This window comes from Paenibacillus sp. FSL L8-0436, assembly GCF_038593025.1.
GTDB lineage: Bacteria > Bacillota > Bacilli > Paenibacillales > Paenibacillaceae > Paenibacillus_AQ.
The window spans coordinates 115,883-140,209 of sequence record NZ_CP151955.1; the positions used below are offsets into that span (position 1 = coordinate 115,883).

The 24,327-nt window shown below is 50.9% G+C and carries 18 protein-coding genes, 2 tRNA genes, 3 rRNA genes and 1 other RNA gene; 23 read left to right on the plus strand and 1 reads right to left on the minus strand.

Going from position 1 to position 24,327, the window contains the following annotated elements; genetic code table 11:
- Window positions 1-9: 9 nt before the first annotated feature.
- The 4 genes from NSS79_RS00555 to argS all read left to right on the plus strand — a co-directional run bounded on the left by NSS79_RS00555 (window position 10) and on the right by argS (window position 3,643).
- Window positions 10-687, plus strand: a complete 678-nt coding sequence (locus tag NSS79_RS00555; RefSeq protein ID WP_342437889.1) for a GNAT family N-acetyltransferase — start codon at window positions 10-12, stop codon at window positions 685-687.
- 42 nt (window positions 688-729) lie between these two features.
- Window positions 730-1,401 (plus strand): GNAT family acetyltransferase, encoded by a 672-nt coding sequence (locus NSS79_RS00560; RefSeq protein WP_076114092.1) that lies wholly within the window; start codon window positions 730-732, stop codon window positions 1,399-1,401.
- Window positions 1,402-1,517: 116 nt separating this feature from the next.
- Window positions 1,518-1,961 (plus strand): DUF1934 domain-containing protein, encoded by a 444-nt coding sequence (locus NSS79_RS00565; RefSeq protein WP_342437890.1) that lies wholly within the window; start codon window positions 1,518-1,520, stop codon window positions 1,959-1,961.
- Window positions 1,958-3,643 (plus strand): arginine--tRNA ligase, encoded by a 1,686-nt coding sequence (gene argS / locus NSS79_RS00570; protein WP_076114094.1) that lies wholly within the window; start codon window positions 1,958-1,960, stop codon window positions 3,641-3,643. The genes NSS79_RS00565 and argS overlap by 4 nt, the downstream gene beginning before the upstream one ends.
- A 231-nt stretch (window positions 3,644-3,874) precedes the next feature.
- On the opposite strand, the gene NSS79_RS00575 is transcribed toward argS, so the two are convergent.
- Complete coding sequence (locus NSS79_RS00575; protein ID WP_342437891.1) at window positions 3,875-5,050, minus strand: S8 family peptidase; 1,176 nt, start codon at window positions 5,048-5,050, stop codon at window positions 3,875-3,877.
- Between the two features lie 608 nt (window positions 5,051-5,658).
- On the opposite strand from NSS79_RS00575, the gene rpoE reads away from it, so the two are divergent.
- From rpoE to NSS79_RS00670, 19 genes are all read left to right on the plus strand, one after another.
- A complete protein-coding gene (gene rpoE / locus NSS79_RS00580; protein ID WP_342437892.1) occupies window positions 5,659-6,219 on the plus strand; it encodes a DNA-directed RNA polymerase subunit delta in 561 nt (186 codons plus the stop codon).
- A gap of 296 nt (window positions 6,220-6,515) precedes the next feature.
- Complete coding sequence (locus tag NSS79_RS00585) at window positions 6,516-8,123, plus strand: CTP synthase (RefSeq protein ID WP_342437893.1); 1,608 nt, start codon at window positions 6,516-6,518, stop codon at window positions 8,121-8,123.
- A gap of 436 nt (window positions 8,124-8,559) precedes the next feature.
- The gene (locus NSS79_RS00590) at window positions 8,560-8,946 is read left to right on the plus strand and encodes a response regulator (RefSeq protein WP_038584563.1); all 387 of its coding nucleotides are present in this window, start codon (window positions 8,560-8,562) and stop codon (window positions 8,944-8,946) included.
- Window positions 8,947-9,158: 212 nt separating this feature from the next.
- Window positions 9,159-10,013 (plus strand): class II fructose-1,6-bisphosphate aldolase, encoded by an 855-nt coding sequence (gene fba / locus NSS79_RS00595; protein WP_038584566.1) that lies wholly within the window; start codon window positions 9,159-9,161, stop codon window positions 10,011-10,013.
- 236 nt (window positions 10,014-10,249) lie between these two features.
- On the plus strand, window positions 10,250-11,503 hold the full coding sequence (locus NSS79_RS00600) for a UDP-N-acetylglucosamine 1-carboxyvinyltransferase (RefSeq protein ID WP_038584569.1): 1,254 nt from the start codon (window positions 10,250-10,252) through the stop codon (window positions 11,501-11,503).
- A 150-nt stretch (window positions 11,504-11,653) separates the two neighbouring features.
- On the plus strand, window positions 11,654-13,012 hold the full coding sequence (rho, locus tag NSS79_RS00605; RefSeq protein ID WP_038584572.1) for a transcription termination factor Rho: 1,359 nt from the start codon (window positions 11,654-11,656) through the stop codon (window positions 13,010-13,012).
- A 24-nt stretch (window positions 13,013-13,036) separates the two neighbouring features.
- Complete coding sequence (locus NSS79_RS00610) at window positions 13,037-14,314, plus strand: radical SAM protein (protein ID WP_342437894.1); 1,278 nt, start codon at window positions 13,037-13,039, stop codon at window positions 14,312-14,314.
- 117 nt (window positions 14,315-14,431) lie between these two features.
- A complete protein-coding gene (gene rpmE, locus NSS79_RS00615; protein WP_342437895.1) occupies window positions 14,432-14,629 on the plus strand; it encodes a 50S ribosomal protein L31 in 198 nt (65 codons plus the stop codon).
- Window positions 14,630-14,769: 140 nt separating this feature from the next.
- Window positions 14,770-15,038: signal recognition particle sRNA large type (gene ffs, locus NSS79_RS00620), an RNA gene on the plus strand.
- Window positions 15,039-15,183: 145 nt separating this feature from the next.
- On the plus strand, window positions 15,184-16,959 hold the full coding sequence (gene dnaX, locus NSS79_RS00625) for a DNA polymerase III subunit gamma/tau (protein ID WP_342437896.1): 1,776 nt from the start codon (window positions 15,184-15,186) through the stop codon (window positions 16,957-16,959).
- Window positions 16,960-17,008: 49 nt separating this feature from the next.
- Complete coding sequence (locus NSS79_RS00630) at window positions 17,009-17,320, plus strand: YbaB/EbfC family nucleoid-associated protein (RefSeq protein ID WP_038584581.1); 312 nt, start codon at window positions 17,009-17,011, stop codon at window positions 17,318-17,320.
- Window positions 17,321-17,356: 36 nt separating this feature from the next.
- Window positions 17,357-17,953, plus strand: coding sequence for a recombination mediator RecR (gene recR, locus NSS79_RS00635; protein ID WP_038584584.1), 597 nt, complete (start codon window positions 17,357-17,359; stop codon window positions 17,951-17,953).
- 236 nt (window positions 17,954-18,189) lie between these two features.
- Entirely contained in the window at window positions 18,190-18,447 is a 258-nt protein-coding gene (locus tag NSS79_RS00640; RefSeq protein ID WP_342437897.1) for a hypothetical protein, read from the plus strand.
- 31 nt (window positions 18,448-18,478) lie between these two features.
- Window positions 18,479-18,745 (plus strand): pro-sigmaK processing inhibitor BofA family protein, encoded by a 267-nt coding sequence (locus NSS79_RS00645; protein WP_038584589.1) that lies wholly within the window; start codon window positions 18,479-18,481, stop codon window positions 18,743-18,745.
- A gap of 402 nt (window positions 18,746-19,147) precedes the next feature.
- Window positions 19,148-20,703, plus strand: a 16S ribosomal RNA gene (locus NSS79_RS00650).
- 105 nt (window positions 20,704-20,808) lie between these two features.
- Window positions 20,809-20,925: ribosomal RNA gene (gene rrf, locus NSS79_RS00655) — 5S ribosomal RNA — on the plus strand.
- Window positions 20,926-20,972: 47 nt separating this feature from the next.
- Window positions 20,973-21,049 (plus strand) — tRNA-Ile (locus tag NSS79_RS00660).
- Window positions 21,050-21,070: 21 nt separating this feature from the next.
- Window positions 21,071-21,146, plus strand: a tRNA-Ala gene (locus NSS79_RS00665).
- A gap of 240 nt (window positions 21,147-21,386) precedes the next feature.
- A 23S ribosomal RNA gene (locus NSS79_RS00670) occupies window positions 21,387-24,314 on the plus strand.
- Together the 16S, 23S and 5S rRNA genes with 2 tRNA genes alongside form the textbook arrangement of a ribosomal RNA operon.
- Window positions 24,315-24,327: the final 13 nt, after the last annotated feature.

Sequence of the window (24,327 nt, forward strand, 5' to 3'; positions counted from 1 at the left end):
GAGCACGGTATGTACTACAAAACCTTTTATGCTTTTGACGGAAAAATCCCGGTGCCTGCGGTTATCCGCCAGTATACCGAAGACGATTTTGCCGAGCTGATCACCATTCAGTCCGAAGCATTTCCGCCGCCTTATCCTGCTGAATTATGGTGGAACAGGGCGCAGCTGCTGAATCATGTGACGCTTTTTCCGGAAGGCGCGCTCGCTGTGGAAGTGAACGGGGAACTGGCTGGCTCAGTGACAGGGCTGAAAATCAATTTTGAGCCGGAGGGTGAAGGGCTTCATCATACGTGGTCGGAGGTTACAGCAGACGGTTATATTACCACGCATCAGCCGGATGGAAATACGCTGTATATCGCCGATTTATGCGTACGTCCCAAATACCGCAAGCTGGGTCTCGGCAAGGAACTGGTGCAGTCGCTGTATCACGTTGTGGTGGAGCAGAAGCTGGAGCGGCTACTGGGAGCGGGAAGAATGCCCGGCTATCATCTGCAGGCTTCCCGGATGCCGGCGGAGAAGTATCTGGCCGAAGTGGTCGCCGGCACACTAACTGATCCTGTGATTACCTTCCTGCTGCGCTGCGGGCGGACGCCGGTCGGGGTCGTAGCCGATTATCTGGATGATGAAGAATCGGGCAATTTCGCTGCACTGATGGAATGGCGCAACCCCTTTGTTTCACGTGTATGAAGTCGTAGTGAATTCATAACCGGATGGAGGAGGAAATGGAATATGGAATATATAAGAATCACCGATATTGGGGACCCGTTGTTCAGACAAGTGCATCAATTGCTGGCAGAGGTGTTCCCGCCGGAGGAAGTGCTGGAGTACAGCTTGTGGAAAGCGCCGCTTGAAGAGCCCGGGATTCGCGTATTTGCCGCCGTCCATGATGGAGCTGTGGTGGGCACAACGGAATACCGTTATTATCCGGACTGGAATGTGGCAATGACCGACTTCACCATCATTGGCCGGGAGGGTCTGGGGATCGGGCGTTTTCTGGCCCGGAACCGGCTGAAAGACCTGAACAAGCTTGCTGCGGATAGCGGCAAAATGCTGTATGGTATGTTCGCAGAAATCTACGATCCTTACCGGGCCAGGCATCATGAGTTTGGAGGCGTTAAGCCAATGGATCCGTTTGTACGCCGGGAGGTGCTGTCGCACTTAGGCTATAAACGTCTTGATTTTCCTTATGTACATCCCTCATGGATGGGCAACGGGGAAGCGGTAACCGGACTGGATCTTTGTTTCATGCCCGCAGATGAGGAGCAGGACCGGCTGGATGCATCTTTGGTTGCCGATTTCCTGACCCGCTATTATGCTGTGCTGGAGGATAAGCCTGAGGCCTGGCTATCCATGGTGGAAGTTCTGCGTGCCCAGGATAAGCTTGAATTGCGTCCGCTTTAATTATTCTTCATGGCGAATTAGCCATTGAATTGCTCTCTTGAACTGGATATAGTGTACAATGGGAAAGCGAATATGACTTTGATTAAATATAAGAAAGAATAAGCGAGGAACACGTGATGGCTGAAGTACAGTCCGACAAATACGGTGTTTCTGTGACACTGGAAAGCCTGCGGGACGGGCAGCGAAATGTTGTAAAAGCAGCCGGAGAAGTTACTGCCAGAGGGCCGCAGCTATATATCCGTTATGAAGAGTCCAGTCAGGGCCCGCAGGGCGAGGCTGTTTCCGTCCGCACCACCATAAAGATTTCAGACAGCGAGCTGAAGCTGATCCGTCACGGCGGAATCCAGTCCGAGCAGTCTTTTGCGCCGGGGCGCCGCCTGCCGGGATTCTACCGTTCCCCTTACACACAGTTCAATCTCTCTACAGAAACGCGGAAGCTGGATATGGTCCGGAACGGGCGGTCGCTGACGGTTTCATGGGAATATGATCTGTACGTTTACGAGGAGTTATCAGGACAGTTCGCGATCAGTTTGCATATACAGGAGGAACCACAATCATGACACAAAGTTCAAATCCGCTTCAGCTTGCCAATGAACGGGTGAAAGAAGCCATCGCCGATGCAGTTGTTGCCGCAGGCCTGGTGACCAGAGAAGAGCTTCCCGCTATCGTGCTGGAAGTGCCGAAGGACAAAGCGCATGGCGATCTGGCAACCAACGCCGCGATGCAGCTTACCAAGATTGCGAAGCGCAATCCGCGCCAGATCGCTGAGGCGATTATTGAGCACCTGGACACAGGCCGTGCTTCTATTGAAAAAGCAGAAATTGCCGGACCGGGATTCATCAACTTTACTTTGTCCAAGAGCTACCTTTATCCGGTAATCGCTCTTGCCCACGAGCAGGGTGACAACTACGGCCGCATAGATGTTGGCCAAGGGCAGAAGGTTGAAGTGGAATTCGTCAGCGCGAATCCTACCGGCAGCCTGCACCTGGGGCATGCCCGCGGTGCTGCTGTCGGCGACGCGCTCTGCAACGTGCTGGATTATGCCGGCTACAAAGTAACCCGTGAGTACTATATCAACGACGCCGGCAACCAGGTGGCCAATCTGTGCAAGTCGATTGAGACCCGCTACCTGCAGGAACTGGGCCAGCCGGCCGAAATGCCGGAGGACGGCTATCATGGCGAAGACATCAAGGGATTTGCCAAAGAGCTTGTGGCTGAGAAGGGGGATTCCCTGCTTGCGATGACTCCGGGGGACCGTGCCGCTTTCTTCCGCACTTACGGCCTGACCAAGGAGCTGGACAAAATCAAACGCGACCTCGGCCGCTTCCGCGTCAACTTCGACATCTGGTTCAGCGAAACCTCGCTGTATGAGAATGGACAGGTCCTGCGTTCACTCGATGAGCTGCGCGACCGCGGAGAGGTATATGAGCTGGACGGGGCAACCTGGCTGCAGACGACCAAATACGGCGACGACAAGGACCGCGTACTGATCAAGAACGATGGAACCTATACCTATCTCACGCCTGATATTGCTTACCACAGCGATAAATATAGCCGCGGCTACGATAAAATGATCAATATCTGGGGCGCTGACCATCACGGCTACATTCCGCGGATGAAGGCGGCGATGTCGGCCCTTGGCAACGATTCGGAGAAGCTTGTGGTGCTGATTGCCCAAATGGTCAGTCTGTTCCAGAACGGCGAAAAGGTCAAAATGTCGAAACGTACCGGCAAAGCGGTTACGATGGAAGACTTGATGGAAGAAGTCGGCCTCGACGCGATCCGTTATTTCTTCACGATGCGCAGCATGGATTCGCATCTGGACTTCGATATGGACCTGGCAATTTCCACGTCCAATGAAAATCCTGTATTCTACGTCCAATACGCGCATGCGCGGATCTGCAGCATTTTCCGCCAGGCGGAAGAGCAGGGCATCACATTGCCGGATTACGCCGATATCGATTATACGAAGCTGACGGCAGCTCATGAATATGATCTGCTCCGCAAAATCGGCGAATTACCGGCGGAGATTGCCATTGCTGCCGAAGGTTATGCACCGCACCGCCTGATCCGCTATGTCTACGATCTGGCTGCGCTGTTCCACAGCTATTACAAAGCCGAGCGCGTGATCACCGAGGATGCCGCACAGACCGTGGCCCGTCTCGCCCTGCTGGGCGCTGCGCGTACGACGATTGCCAACGTGCTGCGCCTTGTGGGTGTCACTGCGCCTGACCGCATGTAGCTGCAGCTTGCGCCAGCAAACTTAAAAGCTCCGCCTTCCGGTGATAGGAAGGCGGAGCTTTTTGCGTGAGGCAGTACCGATACTGCCGGGTCCTGCCTTGAATAACACCGGACCGGTGACCGCCCGCAATCTGGGCGGCCCCCGGTCCGGGCTGGTTGCAGGCCCCGTGCCGGAGGGGCCTGCTGCTGCGCGCCGCCGCAGAGCGCAGCGGCGGCATTTGCCGCCCGTTGCCTACGCCTTCGCGGCGGCGGCAACGGGCTTAGCCCGTGCGCCCGCCCGCAGCAGGCGCAGGGCATCGGCCGCGCCGCCGCCCAGGGAAGCGCGGCGCTGGCCCTTGCGCAGCCGCACCGGCGAAGCCGTGCGGCGCAGCAACAGCTTCAGCTCGCGCGGCGTAAGCGACGGCCGCAGCGCGAGCAGCAGTGCAGCGGCACCGGTGACATGCGAGGTCGCCATGGAGGTGCCGCTCATCTCTTTGTAGCCCTCCCTCAGCCAGCAGGAGGGCACGCTTTCGCCTGGTCCGTACACATCGATGTACGGACCGCGGTTGCTGAAGGCCGCTACGCGGTGCCTTCTGTCAAGGGCGCCGACGGCGATCGTCTCGGGGTAGCGGGCGGGGTAGTCCCCGCCCCGTTTGCCGTCATTGCCGGAGGAGGCGATGATGGCGATCCCGGCCCGATAGGCCTTGATCACCACATCATGAAGTGCTTTGCTTCTTGTTTTCATCCCGAAGCTCATATTGATAATGTCGATCTTGTTCTGTACACACCAGTCGATCCCAAGGACAATATCCGACACATAGGCCGAGCCGCTGTGGTCAAAGGCTTTGACCGGATACACCAGTGCCCGCGGGGCTACGCCCATCATTCCGCGCGTGCCGCCCGCTGCGGCCAGTGTACCGGCAATATGAGTGCCATGCCCGTTATCATCGAGCGGCAGCATGCCGCGGTGCAGCAGATTCACACCGGAGGCCAGGGAATGCTTCAAATCGGGATGGCGGTAATCGGCTCCCGTGTCAATGACGCCTATTTTCACATGCACTCCGGTTGATTTGGACCAGGCCTGGGGAGCATGTATCGCCTTCACCCCCCATGGCATGACGGCGGTTCCGCTCTTGTCCGGGGACACGGAGTGGACCTGTATCCGCAGGTCATCTTCAATACGCAGCAAATCGGAGAATTTATCCATCAGTCTTTCTGCACCCGCAGCAGGCAGAAAGAAGGCCCGAATCAGCGGGGAAACCTGAACCTGCCGCAGCCCGGGCCGCTTTTTCTTCAGCGCCTTCCACTGTGACAGCGCTCCGGCATACTGGCGGGCATCGTTAAAGGTAACAATACGCCGCTCAGTAGTACTTTTGGGGGCAGCCGATATCTCATCAAGCAGCATCTGCCAAAATCCGTAATAGTCCATAAGTTATACGCCGTCCCCTCCTCGGTGCCGTGCTGCCATATTGTATGAAAGAAGGCGGACGTCCGAATGGGAACTTGCCCTTTTTTAGCGAAATGGGCTGCCCATCGTGTCAAAAGGCGGCGCTTCACATAAAATAAACGGAAGAGATCTAAACCTCTCTTTGCAACATCCCGTAAGGAGCCGATCCTTGGCGTGGATACAGTCATGCGCGGAGGAATTTCCTCCGCCTTTTTTAGCAAATAAGGAGTATAAGCTTGGCACTATACTTTCTTCATATCTTTTGTACAGAACCGGCTGTGTGTGTCTTTCAAAAAAAGAAGGTTTATCACAGATTTCCTGGCGTTGGGACAGCCGGGTACATATGATCAGATCGAACTGCTTTGTTCATGCCGGTGCAAGCAGCGGCTGAAACATCCGAAAGCGCTTCAAACCTTCCGGAACGCCAGAAACAAATCTCCATACCAGGACCGCAAAGCGAATCTTCCGGCCTCTCACCGCAATTGACTTGCAATTTGCTGGCAAATAGGTTTTACTTAGGTTTGTTAATGGATATGATAAATTAAGCATGATTTGTAAAGTGAACAATGCGTGAGAGGAAGTGTCCTTTAGTGAGTACGCCACTCAATTTAAAGCTGGACCCTGAGAAAGTTAAAGAAATACCGATGGTGGACCTGGCTTTCCTGGTGCTTAAAGCAGCCAACACACCTTTTTATTACCGTGACCTGATGGTTGAAGTAGCCAAGCTGCGCGGTATGACCGAGCAAGAAAGCCAAGATACTATTGCCCAGTTATATACCGAGATTAACATTGACGGGCGTTTTGCCTGTGTCGGAACCAACCTGTGGGGGCTGAAACGCTGGTACCCTCTGGAACGCTCCGATGATCCTGTCGGCAACACCAAACGCGTTCGTATCATCAACGATGAAGACGACGATTTGGAAGATGATGATTTTGCCGAAGAAGAAGAGAACTATGCTGCTGAGGAAGAGGACTTCGACGTTATCGACGAAGATCGCGACGACCTCTATTCAGACGACGACAGTGAAGAAGAAGTTGACGAGGATGTTGTCATTGATGAAGATGACATTGACGAAGACGAAGTGGATGAAGATGACTCCGAAGACGGCGAAGGCGAAGATGCCGACGAGGACGAGAACGACAAATTTTAGAATAGTGCACTAGGGCAGAATTCCTCCCTTGACATGGGTAGGACCGTCAGAGTAAACTATTGCATGGGCTTATAATGAACGTTAATATTATTTTCTAAAATAAAAAGTGCCCCGGCTCTACGGGTGTCACTTTTTTGTTTTTTTAGATGGTTTTTCCGTGATTGGATGAACGCATCCCAGGTTTTTTTGGATGGCAGAAGTAACTTTTAAGTTCCCCGTTTTGATGATGGAAAAAAGGGTTACGATAAACAAATGCGTCGCCTGAATTTCTGGACTTTATTTAGGAGGGTTTTACAGTGACAAAGTATATTTTTGTAACGGGTGGCGTTGTGTCTTCCCTGGGCAAGGGCATCACCGCTGCTTCGCTGGGCAGGCTGCTCAAGAACAGAGGTCTGAAGGTGACGATCCAGAAATTTGATCCTTATATCAATGTAGACCCTGGAACTATGAGTCCTTATCAGCACGGGGAAGTATTTGTCACCGATGATGGTGCGGAGACTGACCTGGATCTTGGACACTACGAACGGTTTATTGATATCAATCTGTCAAAGAACAGCAATGTGACGACAGGTAAAATTTATTCCTCCGTAATCAGCAAAGAACGGCGCGGGGAATATTTGGGCGGCACGGTTCAGGTTATTCCTCACATCACGAATGAAATCAAGGAACGGGTATACCGCGCCGGCCGCGAGACTGGTTCTGATGTAGTTATTACCGAGATCGGCGGTACTGTAGGCGACATTGAGAGCCTTCCGTTCCTGGAAGCTATCCGTCAGATTAAGGGTGATATCGGCCGGGAAAATGTAATGTATATCCACGTAACCTTGATTCCTTATATTAAGGCTGCGGGTGAAGTAAAGACAAAGCCGACACAACATAGTGTCAAGGAGCTGCGCAGCATTGGGATTCAGCCGAATGTGATCGTATGCCGTACGGAATATCCGCTTTCTGAAGACATGAAGGCCAAAATTGCCTTGTTCTGTGACATCGATGCCAATGCAGTAGTTGAGTGCCGCGATGCTTCCACGCTGTACGAGGTTCCGCTTAACCTGCGTGATGAAGGTCTGGATGAGATTGTGGTTAACCATTTGAAGCTGACTACACCTGCGCCGGATATGCGTGAATGGGAAAGCATGCTGGAGCGGATCCAGAAGCTGGAACACACCGTGGAGATCGCTATTGTCGGCAAGTACGTTGCTTTGCATGATGCATATCTGAGTGTGGTGGAGTCGCTTTCGCATGCAGGTTTCGCAGCCAATGCGGAAGTGAAGCTCCGCTGGGTGGACGCCGAGATGGTGACCGACGAGAATGTGGACGAACTGCTTGGCGGAGTAGGCGGCATTCTGGTGCCAGGCGGCTTCGGCGACCGGGGGATTGAAGGTAAAATCTCCGCAATCCGTTATGCCCGTAAGCAATTGATCCCATTCTTCGGGATTTGCCTGGGAATGCAGGTTTCCGTTATCGAATACGGCCGTTCCGTGTTGGGACTGGCAGGGGCGAACAGTTCGGAGATTGATCCGACTACATCGCATCCGCTGATTGATCTGCTCCCTGAGCAGAAGGATATCGAAGATATGGGCGGCACCATGCGTCTTGGACTGTATCCTTGCAAGCTTTTGCCGGATTCACTGGCTATGTCCTGCTATGATGATGAACTGGTCTATGAACGCCACCGTCATCGGTATGAGTTCAATAACGCCTACCGCGACGATATTGAAAAAGCGGGTCTCGTGATCTCCGGGACTTCACCTGATGGACGTCTGGTGGAAATTGTGGAGCTTCCGGGTCATCCTTGGTTCCTGTCGGTACAATTCCATCCGGAATTCACTTCCCGTCCGAACCGTCCGCAACCGCTCTTCCGTGAATTTGTCAAAGCTTCGCTGACTCATTCCGAACAGCTGTAATTCATATGTCAAACCGGCCCTCACGGGTCTTTGAAAGCCTCCATCTGGAGGCTTTCTTCAAAATATAAGAATTTATATGTTTCACGCTATAAATTATCCTATAGGACAGTATAGGTTGTGCGCTATACCTTTTCCTTCATTTCTGCAAAAACGGATGTCGTCCTTCGTTAAGGACGGCAAAGCCGTTTTTTTTCGGTTATAAGGGTTTGTATACCTTTAATGCTGTTGAGAATTAATTTTTATAGTTTTGAATTTACCATTCCCGGGTAGTCAATATTTAACCATTATATGGATTGTATTTACCCATTTTATCCAATTAGCAGGATTTTGGCTGTTAAGCACGAATTATAGGTTTCGTATAGACTAAGTTGTAGTGGGCCGTTAGCTGTGCGGAGCGCGGTATAGTCAATCTGCCTTAAATCTGGGAGGGTATGATATGGAAAAGAAGAAAGTATTAATTGTCGATGATCAGAACGGAATCCGGATTCTTCTCATGGAAGTGTTTAATAGCGAAGGGTATACCACTTTTCAAGCAGCTAACGGAAAATTGGCACTGGACATTGTTCGTAGTGAATCCCCAGACTTGGTTCTGCTTGATATGAAGATTCCGGGAATGGACGGACTCGAAATCCTGAAGCATTTGAAGGAAATCAATCCGGCCATCAAGGTGATTATGATGACTGCCTACGGAGAGCTGGATATGATTAAAGAAGCGACGAAACTCGGAGCACTGATGCACTTTACCAAACCTTTTGACATTGATGAGATGCGGGTAGCTGTGAACATGCATCTTAACAGCAAGTCGATAGACCAGTGCAGCTAGTGCTAGTGTGGAATAGGCGGTTTGGGATGCTCCTGAAATGGACAATCTAAAAAGGATGAGTTCCGCTGGGATATGGGCTGGATGAATATCGTCCCACCGGGACATTTTTTTGTGTGCCCTATTTAGTATTTAACACAGGATGTGCTATAATAAGCCTGTATGTGATGTCGGCTTATATATAAGCAACCAACATTCTTAGGAGGATTGAAACCATGCCATTAGTATCTATGACAGACATGTTAAACAAAGCACTTGAAGGAAAATATGCAGTAGGCCAGTTCAACATCAACAACCTGGAGTGGACTCAAGCGATTCTTGGTGCCGCAGAAGAAGAGAAATCACCGGTTATCCTTGGTGTATCCGAAGGCGCAGCTCGTCACATGGGCGGATTCTACACTGTTGTAAAGATGGTTGAAGGTCTTGTTCATGACATGAAAATCACCGTTCCTGTAGCGATTCACCTGGATCACGGTTCTAGCTTTGACAAATGTAAGGAAGCCATTGATGCCGGATTTACTTCCGTAATGATCGACGGTTCCCACCACCCAATCAGCGAAAACATTGAAATGACTAAAAAAGTCGTTGACTATGCACACGCTAAAGGTGTTTCGGTAGAAGCCGAAGTAGGTACAGTTGGCGGACAAGAAGATGACGTTATCGGCGGCATTCAGTATGCTGACCTGAACGAATGCGTAAGCATCGTTAAAGAAACCGGCATCGACACTTTGGCTCCGGCACTTGGTTCCGTACACGGTCCTTACCATGGCGAGCCTAATCTCGGATTCAAAGAAATGGAAGAAATCCGCAACGCGGTTAAACTTCCACTGGTTCTGCACGGTGGTACAGGTATCCCTGAGCACGATATCAAGAAATCGATCTCCCTGGGTACTTCCAAAATCAACGTAAACACTGAGAACCAAATCGCATTTGCTAAAGTAGTTCGCGAAGTTCTTGCTGCTAAACCTGATGCTTACGATCCACGTACATTTATCGCACCAGGCCGCGATGCCATCAAACAAACCGTTATTGGCAAAATCCGCGAGTTCGGATCCAGCAACAAAGCGTAATTTATTTCCGCCCTTAGCGGACGAGCTACCCTTGTTAAGAGTGCTCTTTCCTTTGTGCATCTGCACAGATTAATATCTTTATGCACCGGGACAGGTTATTTAACGCTGTCCAGTTGAATAGTTTGATATGGAAAGCACACCGCTTAGCCGGTGTCTTTCCATTTTATTCACCAAAAATGCCACAGCAGGTATTGCCGGATAAGTTGCAATACACGTAGGGGGAACCAGATAAATCTATGGAAAAATTAATGATTGGCGGTGGACGTCCGCTAGAGGGCGTTGTAACCATCAGCGGAGCGAAGAATAGCGCAATTGCGCTTATTCCTGCGGCGATTTTAGCCGAATCTGAAGTTGTTCTGGATAATTTGCCCTCCCTTAGTGATGTGGCTGTTTACTCTGAAATTCTGGAAGAGCTTGGTGCGACTGTGTCGTGGTCAGGTAACCAGATGAGAATTGATCCCTCCCGTATCGTCTCCATTCCAATGCCTAACGGCCCCGTTAAGAAATTGCGGGCTTCATATTATATGATGGGAGCGCTTCTTGGAAGATTCAAAGAAGCGACAATTGGTCTTCCCGGCGGCTGTAATTTTGAACCCCGCCCAATTGACCAGCACATTAAAGGTTTTGAGGCGCTGGGAGCGACCGTGACCAATGATCATGGTTCGATTCATCTTTATGCTAAGGAACTGCGCGGTGCGAAAATTTATCTGGATGTATCCAGCGTTGGAGCGACCATTAACATTATGCTTGCGGCTTCACGGGCCAAAGGCTCTACAATTATTGAAAATGCGGCTAAAGAGCCTGAGATTATAGATGTAGCTACCCTATTAAACTCTATGGGCGCAGTTATTAAAGGCGCCGGTACCGAAACCATCCGGATCGAAGGCGTTACGGAGATGCATGGCTGCCGTCATTCCATCATTCCCGACCGGATTCAAGCTGGGACATATATGATTGCTGCTGCAGCAACGCGCGGCAACGTGTTAATAGATAACGTTATCCCCAAACATTTGGAGGCATTGACCGCCAAACTTCTGGAGATGGGCGTAGAAATTGAAGAACTGGACGAAAGCATTCGTGTGATCGGCAGAGCCCGATATGAGCATGTCGATGTTAAGGCTTTGGTATACCCCGGTTTTGCCACCGATCTTCAATCCCCGATGACAAGTATATTGACCCAGGCTGAGGGAGTTAGCGTCCTTAGCGATTTTGTCTACAGCAACCGGTTTAAGCATGTGCCGGAACTCGTGCGGATGGGCGCAAAGATCCGCGTAGAAGGGCGATCAGCCATTATTGAAGGCGGCAAGCTTAACGCTGCTAAAGTAAAGGCTGCCGATTTGCGCGCGGGTGCGGCGCTGGTCATTGCCGGACTGACTGTTCAGGAAGGCATTACCGAGGTCACGGGTGTGGAATATATTGACCGCGGATATGATAATCTTGTTAGTAATCTGCGCAATTTGGGTGCCGAGGTCTGGCGCGAGAACGAATAGAAATTGAGGTTGCCCGAGGAATTGGGAGGAGTAATATTTGCCTCTAAACTGCATATCTCCTTCCAATTTGGGTAATCCTATCCTAATGAGCAATTTAATAGACTCATATTTTGCCCGAACTCATACAAAAATTGAATAGGTGGTTATTACATGGATCTTCAAATTTCCGATCTGGAAGAAATGAAGCTGACCGATCTGTATAAGCTGGCCAAGAAATACCAGATTCCCTACTACGGAACGCTCAAGAAACGGGAACTGATCTTTGCGATTCTTCGCGCACAAGCGGAGCAAAGCGGGCTCATGTTCATGGAAGGCGTACTGGAGATTTTGCCTGAAGGTTATGGTTTCCTGAGGCCGATTAACTATTTGCCCAGCGCGGAAGATATTTATATCTCGGCTTCGCAAATTCGCAAATTTGATTTAAGAAGCGGCGATCTTGTTTCCGGGAAATGCCGCACACCGAAAGAAAATGAACGTTACTTTGGATTGCTTCAAGTAAATGCCGTGAATGGCGAGAATCCTGCCAGTGCAGCGGAGCGCTTGCATTTCCCGGCGCTGACACCTCTTTATCCGCAAGACAAGCTGCCGCTCGAAACATCCCCTACTCATTTATCTACCCGAATAATGGATTTACTTGCTCCTGTAGGTTTGGGGCAGCGCGGTTTGATTGTAGCACCTCCCAAAGCAGGAAAAACGCTCCTTCTGAAAGAAATAGCCAACAGTATCTCCACTAATAATCCCGAGATTGAACTGTTTGTATTGCTGATTGATGAACGTCCCGAAGAAGTAACTGATATGCAGCGTTCTGTAAAAGGCGAAGTGGTTGCATCCACATTTGACGAGCTTCCGGAGAATCATATTAAGGTAGCTGAGCTTGTCCTGCAGCGGGCACTGCGTTTGGTTGAGCATAAAAAAGATGTTGTTATTCTGCTGGATAGCATTACCCGGTTGGCACGCGCCTATAACCTTGTGGTTCCTCCATCCGGCCGGACACTTAGCGGGGGGATAGATCCTGCGGCGTTCCACCGTCCGAAGCGGTTCTTTGGTTCTGCGCGGAATGTAGAAGAAGGCGGAAGTCTGACGATCCTTGCAACAGCGCTGATTGATACTGGATCGCGTATGGATGATATCATTTATGAAGAATTTAAAGGTACAGGCAACATGGAGCTGCATTTGGACCGCAAGCTGGCGGAACGCCGTATCTTCCCGGCAATCGACATCCGCCGTTCAGGCACACGCCGCGAAGAGGTGCTGCTGAGCAAGGAAGAACTCGACACCATTTGGGCGATCCGCAAAAATATGAACGAGTCGTACGATTTTGTAGAGGGATTCATCAAAAAGCTGCGTGACACCAAGACCAATGCCGAATTCCTGGCGTCTTTTGATGTGGCCGGAAGCAAAGAAGGTTCATCGGCAAGCGGTACAGCCAGCAATGGCGGAACTTCTAATAGCGGTTCGTCGGCGCGCCGGACAACACGGCCCAAGACACCTACTGTCCCTACAACCTGAGAATTGATATAAGAGGAGACTAACATGTATTTGGTATATGCCGACGGGCAAGGAAACGTATATGATCATCCCGAGCTGTACGGGCTTGCCCGCAGCGGAGATATGATTGTTGAGATACTGGAGGAAGAATTGATTCCGCTGCCGGAAGGCGCGACGCTGGTAGGACTGCCTAATACGCGGGCAGTAGGCATGAACCCCGAGACAGGGGAAATGCTGCCGTTGCCGGAAGGTTCGCAGGCTGTAGGCGCACTGTTGCCGCAGGGTTTTACAAGGCTTTGTCTTCCTGGTTATGTCAAGACAGACAAGTCTTATAAGCTTCCGCTGTTCGGATATTCCGCTGTAGTGTGGAAGGATGGCGGCTTCTACGTGGCTGCTGATCTTACGGATGATCCCGAACAATGGAACCCTTTGAATTGTGACCGGGAGAATGTGGAAGCCGGAGTCGGTGATTTGACCGCCAAGTATCCGGAGAACCGTCTATATGATCATCTTTCCAACTGCGCGCTGGGCTATGAATGCCTGACTTCCTCAAATACCTTTTTAGGTCGTTGGGAAGGTGCGGTTCCGGTCTCCTATTCTTGCAATGCCGGGTGCTTTGGCTGTATTTCCGAACAGCCTGATGACAGCGGGTTTGTATCGCCGCAGACCCGTATGAACTTCCGGCCAACGGTGGATGAAATTTCTCAAGTCATGCTGGAGCATCTGAAGACGCCTCAGTCCATCATCAGCTTCGGTCAGGGGTGTGAAGGCGAGCCTTCCACACAGGCCAAATTAATTATTGAGTCCATTCGTGCAGTGCGTTCGGTTACTGATATGGGCTACATCAATATCAACACCAACGCCGGGCTGAGCGACCATATTCGCGGGATTGTTGATGCAGGGCTTGATTTGATGCGGGTGAGTACGATCAGTGCCTTGGATAACCATTACAACGCTTACTACAAGCCTCGCGGCTACACTTTAGCGAATGTGGAGAAGTCGTTGAAGTACGCTGCGTCGCAGGGTGTCTATACGTCTATCAATTATCTGATTTTCCCCGGGGTCACGGATCGCGAGGAAGAAATTGAGGCGATGGTGGAGTTTGTAAGACGTACAGATCTGAAACTGATTCAGATGCGTAATCTGAACATTGATCCTGAGAGCTATTTAGAACTCATTCCTCCGGCGCAAGGCGAAATTCTGGGTATGAAGACCATGCTTGAGATTTTCCGCGAGGAACTTCCGGGTGTGGTTATAGGCTCCTTCACTCATGTCCCTCCAGCGGATTTGGCCCGTCCCAAACAGCGCAGAGTCCATATGTAGCACGGAAATATGGGCTTCAAACATATTGCAGACTTCTACCTTTCATGCTAAAATACCGTTGTATGTTTAATAACTCTGGGTCCGCATGAGTCCTAGGGCATGAGAGGTGAAATTCAAATGCAACAAGCAATCCAACCAAAGTACAACCTTACTAAGGTAACCTGCGCATGTGGCAACACATTCGAATCCGGTTCTATTAAACAAGAGCTGCGTGTCGAAATTTGCTCTAACTGCCATCCGTTCTTCACTGGCAAGCAGAAATTCCTTGATGCCGGTGGTCGCGTTGATAAATTCAAGAAGAAATACGGTATCTAATCAGCCTTGCCTTTCAGTTGCATAAGATTGGACTGCCCCTTGGCTTTTTAGCCAGGGGGTTTTTATATACTAGAGGAAAAGAATGCCGTTTCCGCTTGCCGGGTTGATTTTTACCGGGCGGTGAGCTATACTTATCTTCGCCGTGCTAGACGGGGAGGTAGCGGTGCCCTGTAACTCGCAATCCGCTGTAGCGAGGTTGAATTCCTGTTAGAGGTGCTGTCGATGTGAGGCCTTGGTCCCTATGGACTGTGTTGACGGTTGGGTCCTCCGCAATGAGTGCTTGTGAACCTGGTCAGGTCCGGAAGGAAGCAGCCATAAGCAAGTTTACTCTTGTGCCGGAGGGTGGCCTAGCCCGAGCAGTCTTGTAGGGTTGCCGCTTGGATCGCAGCCATCAATAACAGGTGCACGGTTTTATATTATGAATATATCGTTAATGATAGCGTCTTTGCCACAAGCAAAGATGCTTTTTGTTTTTGGTCAAAGTCTGGGGAATATAGTATAATAAATTAGCGACAAATGCCGGAAAGCGGCAGCCTAAGAAAGGGTAATGCATAGTGGAACATATCGCGCTGTACCGTGCTTGGCGGCCGCAGTCGTTTCAAGACATGGTAGGACAACAGCACATTATCCAGACGCTGCAGAATGCGATTCGTGAACAGCGGGTTTCGCATGCCTACCTGTTCAGCGGCCCGCGGGGAACCGGCAAGACGAGTGCTGCCAAAGTGCTCGCCAAAGCGGTCAATTGCGAGCGCGGTCCGGGTCCGGAGCCATGCAATGAATGTCCATCCTGTGTGCGGATTTCCGCTGGCAACGTAATGGATGTGCAGGAAATTGATGCGGCCTCCAACCGGGGGGTTGAAGAGATTCGCGATCTGCGGGATAAGGTGAAATATGCGCCTACCGAAGTACGCCGTAAAGTGTATATTATTGATGAAGTGCATATGCTGACAACAGAAGCGTTCAACGCTCTGCTAAAGACGCTGGAGGAGCCGCCGCCTCATGTTATGTTCATTTTGGCGACGACAGAACCTCATAAATTGCCGGCGACGATTATTTCCCGCTGCCAGCGTTTTGACTTTCGCAGAGTATCGCTCGAAGAGCAGAGTGGCCGACTAACTGAAATCTGTGAGAAGGAGGGCATTACTGCAGATGCAGATGCATTGCAGTACATTGCCCGCCTGTCCGATGGGGGGATGCGCGATGCTCTCAGCATACTGGACCAGATTTCTTCCTTTACAGACGGCAATGTGACTTACCAGCAAGTGCTGGGGATGACAGGGGGGATTCCTTCCGAGCAGTTTGCCCGCCTTGCAACAGCCATTCTGGAAGGTGATATGGGCCTGCTTCTGGAACTTGTCGAACAGCTTATGCACGAAGGCAAAAGCGCCGACAAATGTCTGGAGAACCTGCTGTATTATTTCCGTGATTTGCTGATGATCAAGATGGTGCCGGGCGCGGATCAGCTAACAGACCGGGTTCTCAATCCGGCTGAATTCCGCGACATGGCAGCAGCGTTCTCTCGGGAGCGGCTGTTTGAAATTGTCGAGACCCTGAACCGCTATCTGGGAGAAATGAAATATGCCACTCATCCGCAGACTTTGTTTGAAGTGGCGCTGATGAAGTTATGCAGCTTGCAGCAGGGCGGAGGAGCTCCGCTTCTGGCGGCTGCCCCTGGCTCAGCGACCTCCCTGCAGCCTTCAGGGGGCAGCTCCTCCGTGGATCCGGGGGAACTGGAGCTTCTTAAGCGTCAGATTGCCGCATTGGAGAAGAAGCTCGAGCAGGCTATGCAGTCCGGAGGGATATCCGGTAACGGCTCAAGAGATCAGGCTTCCGCCCAGAAGCCAGCCCAAAGCTCGGCTCCACGAATCTCCTCACCCTCCAAGCTGCCTCCGCAGCTGGATAAATTCATCGCCGGTAAAGACAGTGCTGATTTCGCCTCGGTGTTTAAACAATGGAGCGTCGTCTTGCAAGGGGTGAAGGAGGAGAAGGTAACCGTGCATGCCTGGTTTGTTGACGGTGAGCCTGTGTCCGTAATGGAAGATGCGGTGCTTGTGGCCTTTAAGAACACAATTCACCGGGATACCACAGAGAAACCTGCCAACAGACAGGTGATTGAGAATGTGTTAGCTGCACGGCTGGGTAAGCCCTACCGTCTGGTCACGATATTACTGCGTGACTGGAATGAAGCGGCGCAGAAGTCTGCTGCACAACCGGGCAAGGAGGAACTTCGTCTCGAGCATGAGCATGAAACTGCGGAGACAAAGACTGAACCATGGATTGACGAGGCTATCCAGCTCTTTGGAGAAGACCTTGTTGTCATAAAAGAGTAGCATTTAAGCCTATGAGCGCAAAAAGCGCATTCCAAAGGAGAGACGACTTATGAATAATATGAACCAAATGATGAAACAGGTTAAAAAAATGCAGGAGCAAATGCTCAAAGCCCAAGAAGAGCTGGGAAGCAAGACGATCGAAGGTTCTTCCGGCGGCGGTGTGGTTACTGTTCAAGTGAATGGCCATAAGAAGCTGCTGTCCATGCAAATCAAACCAGAGGCTGTTGATCCGGAAGATATCGAAATGCTGCAGGATCTTGTCATCACCGCTGTAAACGACGCCCTTACCCAGGCTGAAGAGCTGGCTAACAACGACATGGGTAAATTCACCGGCGGAATGAAGATCCCTGGCTTATTCTAGGCCTACTCCACTCCAGACCAAAGGAGAACCATCAATTTGTATTATCCAGAACCGCTAGCCAAGCTGATTGAAGCTTTTACACGTTTGCCCGGGATCGGCCCGAAGACAGCAGCCCGGCTGGCTTTTCATGTACTCAACATGAAAGAGGATGAAGTTATTGATTTTGCCAAAGCGCTTGTCAGTGTCAAACGCAATCTTCATTACTGCTCGGTCTGCTGCAACATTACGGACACCGATCCATGCCGTATATGTCAGGACAAAACCCGAGACACCTCAGTGATCTGTGTGGTACAAGACTCCAAGGATCTTGTTGCCATAGAGAGAACCAAAGAGTTCGACGGCTACTATCATGTGCTTCAGGGTGCAATTTCACCGATGGAGGGCATAGGTCCTGACGATATAAGACTCAAGGAACTGTTGACCCGGCTGAGCGACGAGAGAGTGAAAGAGCTTATTATGGCCACTAACCCCAATATTGAGGGTGAAGCTACGGCCATGTATATCTCCCGTCTGGTTCGTCCGTTCGATATTAAAATCACCAGAATAGCCCATGGCTTGCCCGTGGGGGGCGATCTGGAGTATGCGGACGAGGTTACCTTATCCAAAGCTTTGGAAGGCCGTCGTGAGCTCTAAGCAGTTCTGACATTATAATCAGCGAAGGAAGCCCGTGAGGGCTTCTTTTTTGTATATACGGGGGGGCGCATACGTCCGAACGATACATTACATACAAGATAAGCTATGAACTGCCGTCTTGCTTTGTGGGACTTTTTTAGTTCTAAGTTTGTCCCCATCTTTATATGAATGAGAATATGCAAGACGCGGAAGCCGCGTTATCAAAGCATAGAATTATTCTTGAGGGGGATTCGCAAATGGGTTGGTGGGGCTCCAGAAAGCAGGGAAACGATGTAAAAGATGTTCAGGTGTCAGACTTGGATGAGCACTGGAATGTATACCTTGAGGTGTGTAAGGCCCAATCGGACTGGCAAAGAGCCTATTTGATGTTTGATGAGGCGCTGGGTCAGGATCAAATTGATTACGCGATATATATTCTGGAGGCAGCTGAACGCAAATATCAGATTCATCTTAAGCATGCTAAAAGCTTGGGGCTTAACCGCAGTCTATTATAAGCTTGGACAAGACATGTAAAGGGGGAGCACAATGCTAAGATTGGCTGCAATGGGCGTATTGATATTATCCGGGTTATTATTGATATTAATAGTTTTCCGTAAAAAATTGGGCTGGGCCTGGCTCAGTTTGTTTGGAACTCATCTTATTCTTGCTGCACTGGGCATTTATATAGTGAATTTCTCCGGATTGCTTACGGAAGTTTATCTTCCTTTAAACCCGGCAACCATAGGCGCAGTAACGATTCTTGGACTTCCGGGAGTCCTGATGCTGCTCGGTTTAAAAATAACTTTGTTTTAATGGTTGACGCATGTTATAAATTTATGATACATTAAGTCTCGGCCCTTTGGACAAGATATCACTTGATAACTTGCCAATAAGGAAAGCGAAAAAAAGAAATTAAAAAAACGCTTGACTGAAGTAAGGGTGTTGTGATATATTATAAAGGTCGCTGCTGACAAGCAACGACAACGAAAAAGAGGCATTGATCTTTGAAAACTGAACAACGAGTGAGTGGGAAATCACGCAAGTGAGATCCAAAACGGATGAGTTTCACAGCGTATTTATACGCTTTAGAAATTTCATCGTGAGAATGTAAATTCTCGTCAGATGTTTCAAATTGAGCAATCGCTCTTTTCAATATCTTTTTCGGATGGTTATTTTCTCGGAGTAATTCGGGTGAAGTAACCGCTCGAAAAAACCAATTTGGAGAGTTTGATCCTGGCTCAGGACGAACGCTGGCGGCGTGCCTAATACATGCAAGTCGAGCGGAGTTATGAAGGAGCTTGCTCCGGATTAACTTAGCGGCGGACGGGTGAGTAACACGTAGGCAACCTACCTCTTTGACTGGGATAACTACCGGAAACGGTAGCTAATACCGGATAATTCCTTTGTTCACATGGACGAAGGATGAAAGGCGGAGCAATCTGCTACAAGGAGATGGGCCTGCGGCGCATTAGCTAGTTGGTGGGGTAACGGCTCACCAAGGCGACGATGCGTAGCCGACCTGAGAGGGTGAACGGCCACACTGGGACTGAGACACGGCCCAGACTCCTACGGGAGGCAGCAGTAGGGAATCTTCCGCAATGGGCGAAAGCCTGACGGAGCAACGCCGCGTGAGTGATGAAGGTTTTCGGATCGTAAAGCTCTGTTGCCAGGGAAGAACGTCCGGTAGAGTAACTGCTACCGGAGTGACGGTACCTGAGAAGAAAGCCCCGGCTAACTACGTGCCAGCAGCCGCGGTAATACGTAGGGGGCAAGCGTTGTCCGGAATTATTGGGCGTAAAGCGCGCGCAGGCGGCTATTTAAGTCTGGTGTTTAAACCTTGGGCTCAACCTGAGGTCGCACTGGAAACTGGGTGGCTTGAGTACAGAAGAGGAAAGTGGAATTCCACGTGTAGCGGTGAAATGCGTAGATATGTGGAGGAACACCAGTGGCGAAGGCGACTTTCTGGGCTGTAACTGACGCTGAGGCGCGAAAGCGTGGGGAGCAAACAGGATTAGATACCCTGGTAGTCCACGCCGTAAACGATGAGTGCTAGGTGTTAGGGGTTTCGATACCCTTGGTGCCGAAGTTAACACAGTAAGCACTCCGCCTGGGGAGTACGGTCGCAAGACTGAAACTCAAAGGAATTGACGGGGACCCGCACAAGCAGTGGAGTATGTGGTTTAATTCGAAGCAACGCGAAGAACCTTACCAGGTCTTGACATCCCTCTGAATCCACTAGAGATAGTGGCGGCCTTCGGGACAGAGGAGACAGGTGGTGCATGGTTGTCGTCAGCTCGTGTCGTGAGATGTTGGGTTAAGTCCCGCAACGAGCGCAACCCTTGACTTTAGTTGCCAGCAGGTAAGGCTGGGCACTCTAGAGTGACTGCCGGTGACAAACCGGAGGAAGGTGGGGATGACGTCAAATCATCATGCCCCTTATGACCTGGGCTACACACGTACTACAATGGCCGGTACAACGGGAAGCGAAGCCGCGAGGTGGAGCCAATCCCAGCAAAGCCGGTCTCAGTTCGGATTGCAGGCTGCAACTCGCCTGCATGAAGTCGGAATTGCTAGTAATCGCGGATCAGCATGCCGCGGTGAATACGTTCCCGGGTCTTGTACACACCGCCCGTCACACCACGAGAGTTTACAACACCCGAAGTCGGTGGGGTAACCCGCAAGGGAGCCAGCCGCCGAAGGTGGGGTAGATGATTGGGGTGAAGTCGTAACAAGGTAGCCGTATCGGAAGGTGCGGCTGGATCACCTCCTTTCTATGGAGAATCGTCACCTGCAACGGTGACATTCAAATCGGAAGCTTAGCTTCCAAAACACTCACTCGTGTTCAGTTTTGAAAGAGCAAGTCTCTTTCGTATGCGTTTGGTGGCGATAGCGGAGGGGTTCCACACGTACCCATCCCGAACACGACCGTTAAGTCCTCCAGCGCCAATGGTACTTGGACCGAAGGGTCCTGGGAGAGTAGGACGCTGCCAAGCGGACAACCAATTCGTTGGTTGATTCAAAAATGTTATATATGTTATATGGGCTTTTAGCTCAGTTGGTTAGAGCGCACCTCTGATAAGGGTGAGGTCGGTGGTTCGAGTCCACCAAGGCCCACCATATAACATTAAATTCCTTTATGGGGCCATAGCTCAGCTGGGAGAGCGCCTGCCTTGCAAGCAGGAGGTCAGCGGTTCGATCCCGCTTGGCTCCACCACAATGATTTAAACTCAATACTTTTTCAAACTTGATCCTTGAAAACTGGATACCGAAACGAATTTGCGTTTTAGAACATCTTTTAGCTGAAGCTTGTGTGAACAAGTTTTAATTAATAGTGATACTAAGGAAAGGTTTTGGATTGTGAGCGACTTTTGGCTTTAAACAGACTGGCGGACAGAGAGATCTGGAAGCGCTGTTTAAAACAAGATGAGCGAATAAGCCAAATACCAGAGCGATTGGTTAAGCTAATAAGAGCACACGGAGGATGCCTAGGCGCCAGGAGCCGACGAAGGACGTGGCGAACAACGAAACTGCCTCGGGGAGCTGTAAGCAAGCTTTGATCCGGGGGTGTCCGAATGGGGAAACCCAGCTGTGGTAATTCGCAGTTACTTCTCTCTGAATACATAGGGGAGATAGAGGCAGACCAGGGGAACTGAAACATCTAAGTACCCTGAGGAAGAGAAAACAATAGTGATTCCGTCAGTAGCGGCGAGCGAACGCGGAACAGCCTAAACCAAGGGGCTTGCCCCTTGGGGTTGTGGGACGTCTCACATGGAGTTACAAAGGAATATGGTAGGCGAAGAGGTCTGGAAAGGCCCGCGATAGAGGTAAAAGCCCTGTAGCCTAAACTGTGTTCTCTCCGAGACGGATCCCGAGTAGTGCGGGGCACGTGAAACCCCGTATGAATCCAGCAGGACCATCTGCTAAGGCTAAATACTACCTGGCGACCGATAGTGAAACAGTACCGTGAGGGAAAGGTGAAAAGCACCCCGGAAGGGGAGTGAAATAGAACCTGAAACCGTGTGCTTACAAAAAGTCAGAGCCCGATCTATGGGTGATGGCGTGCCTTTTGTAGAATGAACCGGCGAGTTACGTTTAACATGCAAGGTTAAGGTGAGAAGCCGGAGCCGCAGCGAAAGCGAGTCTGAATAGGGCGATTTAGTATGTGGACGTAGACCCGAAACCGTGTGATCTACCCCTGTCCAGGGTGAAGGTGCGGTAACACGCACTGGAGGCCCGAACCCACGTATGTTGAAAAATGCGGGGATGAGGTGGGGGTAGCGGAGAAATTCCAATCGAACTCGGAGATAGCTGGTTCTCCCCGAAATAGCTTTAGGGCTAGCCTCGGTGAATGGAGTGGTGGAGGTAGAGCACTGATTGGGTGCGGGGCCCGCAAGGGTTACCAAGCTCAGTCAAACTCCGAATGCCATTAACTTCTTGCCGGGAGTCAGACAGTGAGTGCTAAGATCCATTGTCAAAAGGGAAACAGCCCAGACCATCAGCTAAGGTCCCCAAGTGTGTGTTAAGTGGGAAAGGATGTGGAGTTGCACAGACAACCAGGATGTTGGCTTAGAAGCAGCCACCATTGAAAGAGTGCGTAATAGCTCACTGGTCGAGTGACTCTGCGCCGAAAATGTAACGGGGCTAAACACACCACCGAAGCTATGGCTAGATGCACTAGCATCTGGGGTAGGGGAGCGTTGTATGCAGGTTGAAGGTGTACCGTAAGGAGCGCTGGACAGCATACAAGTGAGAATGCCGGTATGAGTAACGAAAAGATCAGTGAGAATCTGATCCGCCGAAAGCCCAAGGTTTCCTGAGGAAGGCTCGTCCGCTCAGGGTAAGTCGGGACCTAAGGCGAGGCCGAAAGGCGTAGTCGAAGGACAACAGTTTGAAATTACTGTACCACCGTAATCCGCTATGAGCGATGGGGTGACGCAGGAGGGTAGTGACGCGGACTGATGGATGTCCGTCTAAGCAGTGAGGCTGGTGTGTAGGCAAATCCGCACATCGTTAAGGCTGGGCTGTGATGGGGAGCGAAAATTAGAGTAGCGAAGGTCATGATCTCACACTGCCAAGAAAAGCCTCTAGCCAGGAGAAGGTGCCCGTACCGCAAACCGACACAGGTAGGCGAGAAGAGAATTCTAAGGCGCGCGGAAGAACTCTCGTTAAGGAACTCGGCAAAATGACCCCGTAACTTCGGGAGAAGGGGTGCCTCGGTAGGGTGAATAGCCCGAGGGGGCCGCAGTGAAAAGGCCCAAGCGACTGTTTAGCAAAAACACAGGTCTGTGCGAAGCCGCAAGGCGAAGTATACGGGCTGACGCCTGCCCGGTGCTGGAAGGTTAAGGGGAGCGGTTAGGAGTAATCCGAAGCTGTGAACCGAAGCCCCAGTAAACGGCGGCCGTAACTATAACGGTCCTAAGGTAGCGAAATTCCTTGTCAGGTAAATTCTGACCCGCACGAATGGCGTAACGACTTGGGCGCTGTCTCAACGAGAGATCCGGTGAAATTTTAATACCTGTGAAGATGCAGGTTACCCGCGACAAGACGGAAAGACCCCATGGAGCTTTACTGCAGCTTGATATTGAATTTGGGTACGATCTGTACAGGATAGGTGGGAGCCGTAGAGGCAGGAGCGCAAGCTTCTGCGGAGGCGCCGTTGGGATACCACCCTGATCGTATCTAGGTTCTAACCTGGTACCCTAATCGGGTACGGGGACCGTGTCAGGCGGGCAGTTTGACTGGGGCGGTCGCCTCCTAAAGAGTAACGGAGGCGTTCAAAGGTTCCCTCAGAATGGTTGGAAATCATTCGAAGAGTGCAAAGGCATAAGGGAGCTTGACTGCGAGACCAACAAGTCGAGCAGGGACGAAAGTCGGACTTAGTGATCCGGTGGTACCGCATGGAAGGGCCATCGCTCAACGGATAAAAGCTACCCTGGGGATAACAGGCTTATCTCCCCCAAGAGTCCACATCGACGGGGAGGTTTGGCACCTCGATGTCGGCTCATCGCATCCTGGGGCTGAAGTAGGTCCCAAGGGTTGGGCTGTTCGCCCATTAAAGCGGTACGCGAGCTGGGTTCAGAACGTCGTGAGACAGTTCGGTCCCTATCTGTCGTGGGCGCAGGAAATTTGAGAGGAGCTGTCCTTAGTACGAGAGGACCGGGATGGACGTACCGCTGGTGCATCAGTTGTTCCGCCAGGAGCATGGCTGAGTAGCTACGTACGGACGGGATAAGCGCTGAAAGCATCTAAGCGTGAAGCCCCCCTCAAGATGAGATTTCCCAATTAGTAAGACCCCTTGAAGACGACGAGGTAGATAGGTTGGAGGTGGAAGTGCAGCAATGCATGGAGCTGACCAATACTAATCGGTCGAGGGCTTATCCAACAATTTAAGACGC

What these genes read in the sequence shown, in the direction of transcription:
- NSS79_RS00555 (WP_342437889.1), top strand. Translation starts at nt 10, where the DNA reads ATGTACTACAAAACCTTTTATGCTTTTGACGGAAAAATCCCGGTGCCT.
- NSS79_RS00560 (WP_076114092.1), top strand. Translation starts at nt 730, where the DNA reads ATGGAATATATAAGAATCACCGATATTGGGGACCCGTTGTTCAGACAA.
- NSS79_RS00565 (WP_342437890.1), top strand. Translation starts at nt 1,518, where the DNA reads ATGGCTGAAGTACAGTCCGACAAATACGGTGTTTCTGTGACACTGGAA.
- argS (WP_076114094.1), top strand. Translation starts at nt 1,958, where the DNA reads ATGACACAAAGTTCAAATCCGCTTCAGCTTGCCAATGAACGGGTGAAA.
- NSS79_RS00575 (WP_342437891.1), bottom strand. Translation starts at nt 5,050, where the DNA reads ATGGACTATTACGGATTTTGGCAGATGCTGCTTGATGAGATATCGGCT.
- NSS79_RS00590 (WP_038584563.1), top strand. Translation starts at nt 8,560, where the DNA reads ATGGAAAAGAAGAAAGTATTAATTGTCGATGATCAGAACGGAATCCGG.
- fba (WP_038584566.1), top strand. Translation starts at nt 9,159, where the DNA reads ATGCCATTAGTATCTATGACAGACATGTTAAACAAAGCACTTGAAGGA.
- NSS79_RS00600 (WP_038584569.1), top strand. Translation starts at nt 10,250, where the DNA reads ATGGAAAAATTAATGATTGGCGGTGGACGTCCGCTAGAGGGCGTTGTA.
- rho (WP_038584572.1), top strand. Translation starts at nt 11,654, where the DNA reads ATGGATCTTCAAATTTCCGATCTGGAAGAAATGAAGCTGACCGATCTG.
- NSS79_RS00610 (WP_342437894.1), top strand. Translation starts at nt 13,037, where the DNA reads ATGTATTTGGTATATGCCGACGGGCAAGGAAACGTATATGATCATCCC.
- rpmE (WP_342437895.1), top strand. Translation starts at nt 14,432, where the DNA reads ATGCAACAAGCAATCCAACCAAAGTACAACCTTACTAAGGTAACCTGC.
- NSS79_RS00630 (WP_038584581.1), top strand. Translation starts at nt 17,009, where the DNA reads ATGAATAATATGAACCAAATGATGAAACAGGTTAAAAAAATGCAGGAG.
- NSS79_RS00640 (WP_342437897.1), top strand. Translation starts at nt 18,190, where the DNA reads ATGGGTTGGTGGGGCTCCAGAAAGCAGGGAAACGATGTAAAAGATGTT.
- NSS79_RS00645 (WP_038584589.1), top strand. Translation starts at nt 18,479, where the DNA reads ATGCTAAGATTGGCTGCAATGGGCGTATTGATATTATCCGGGTTATTA.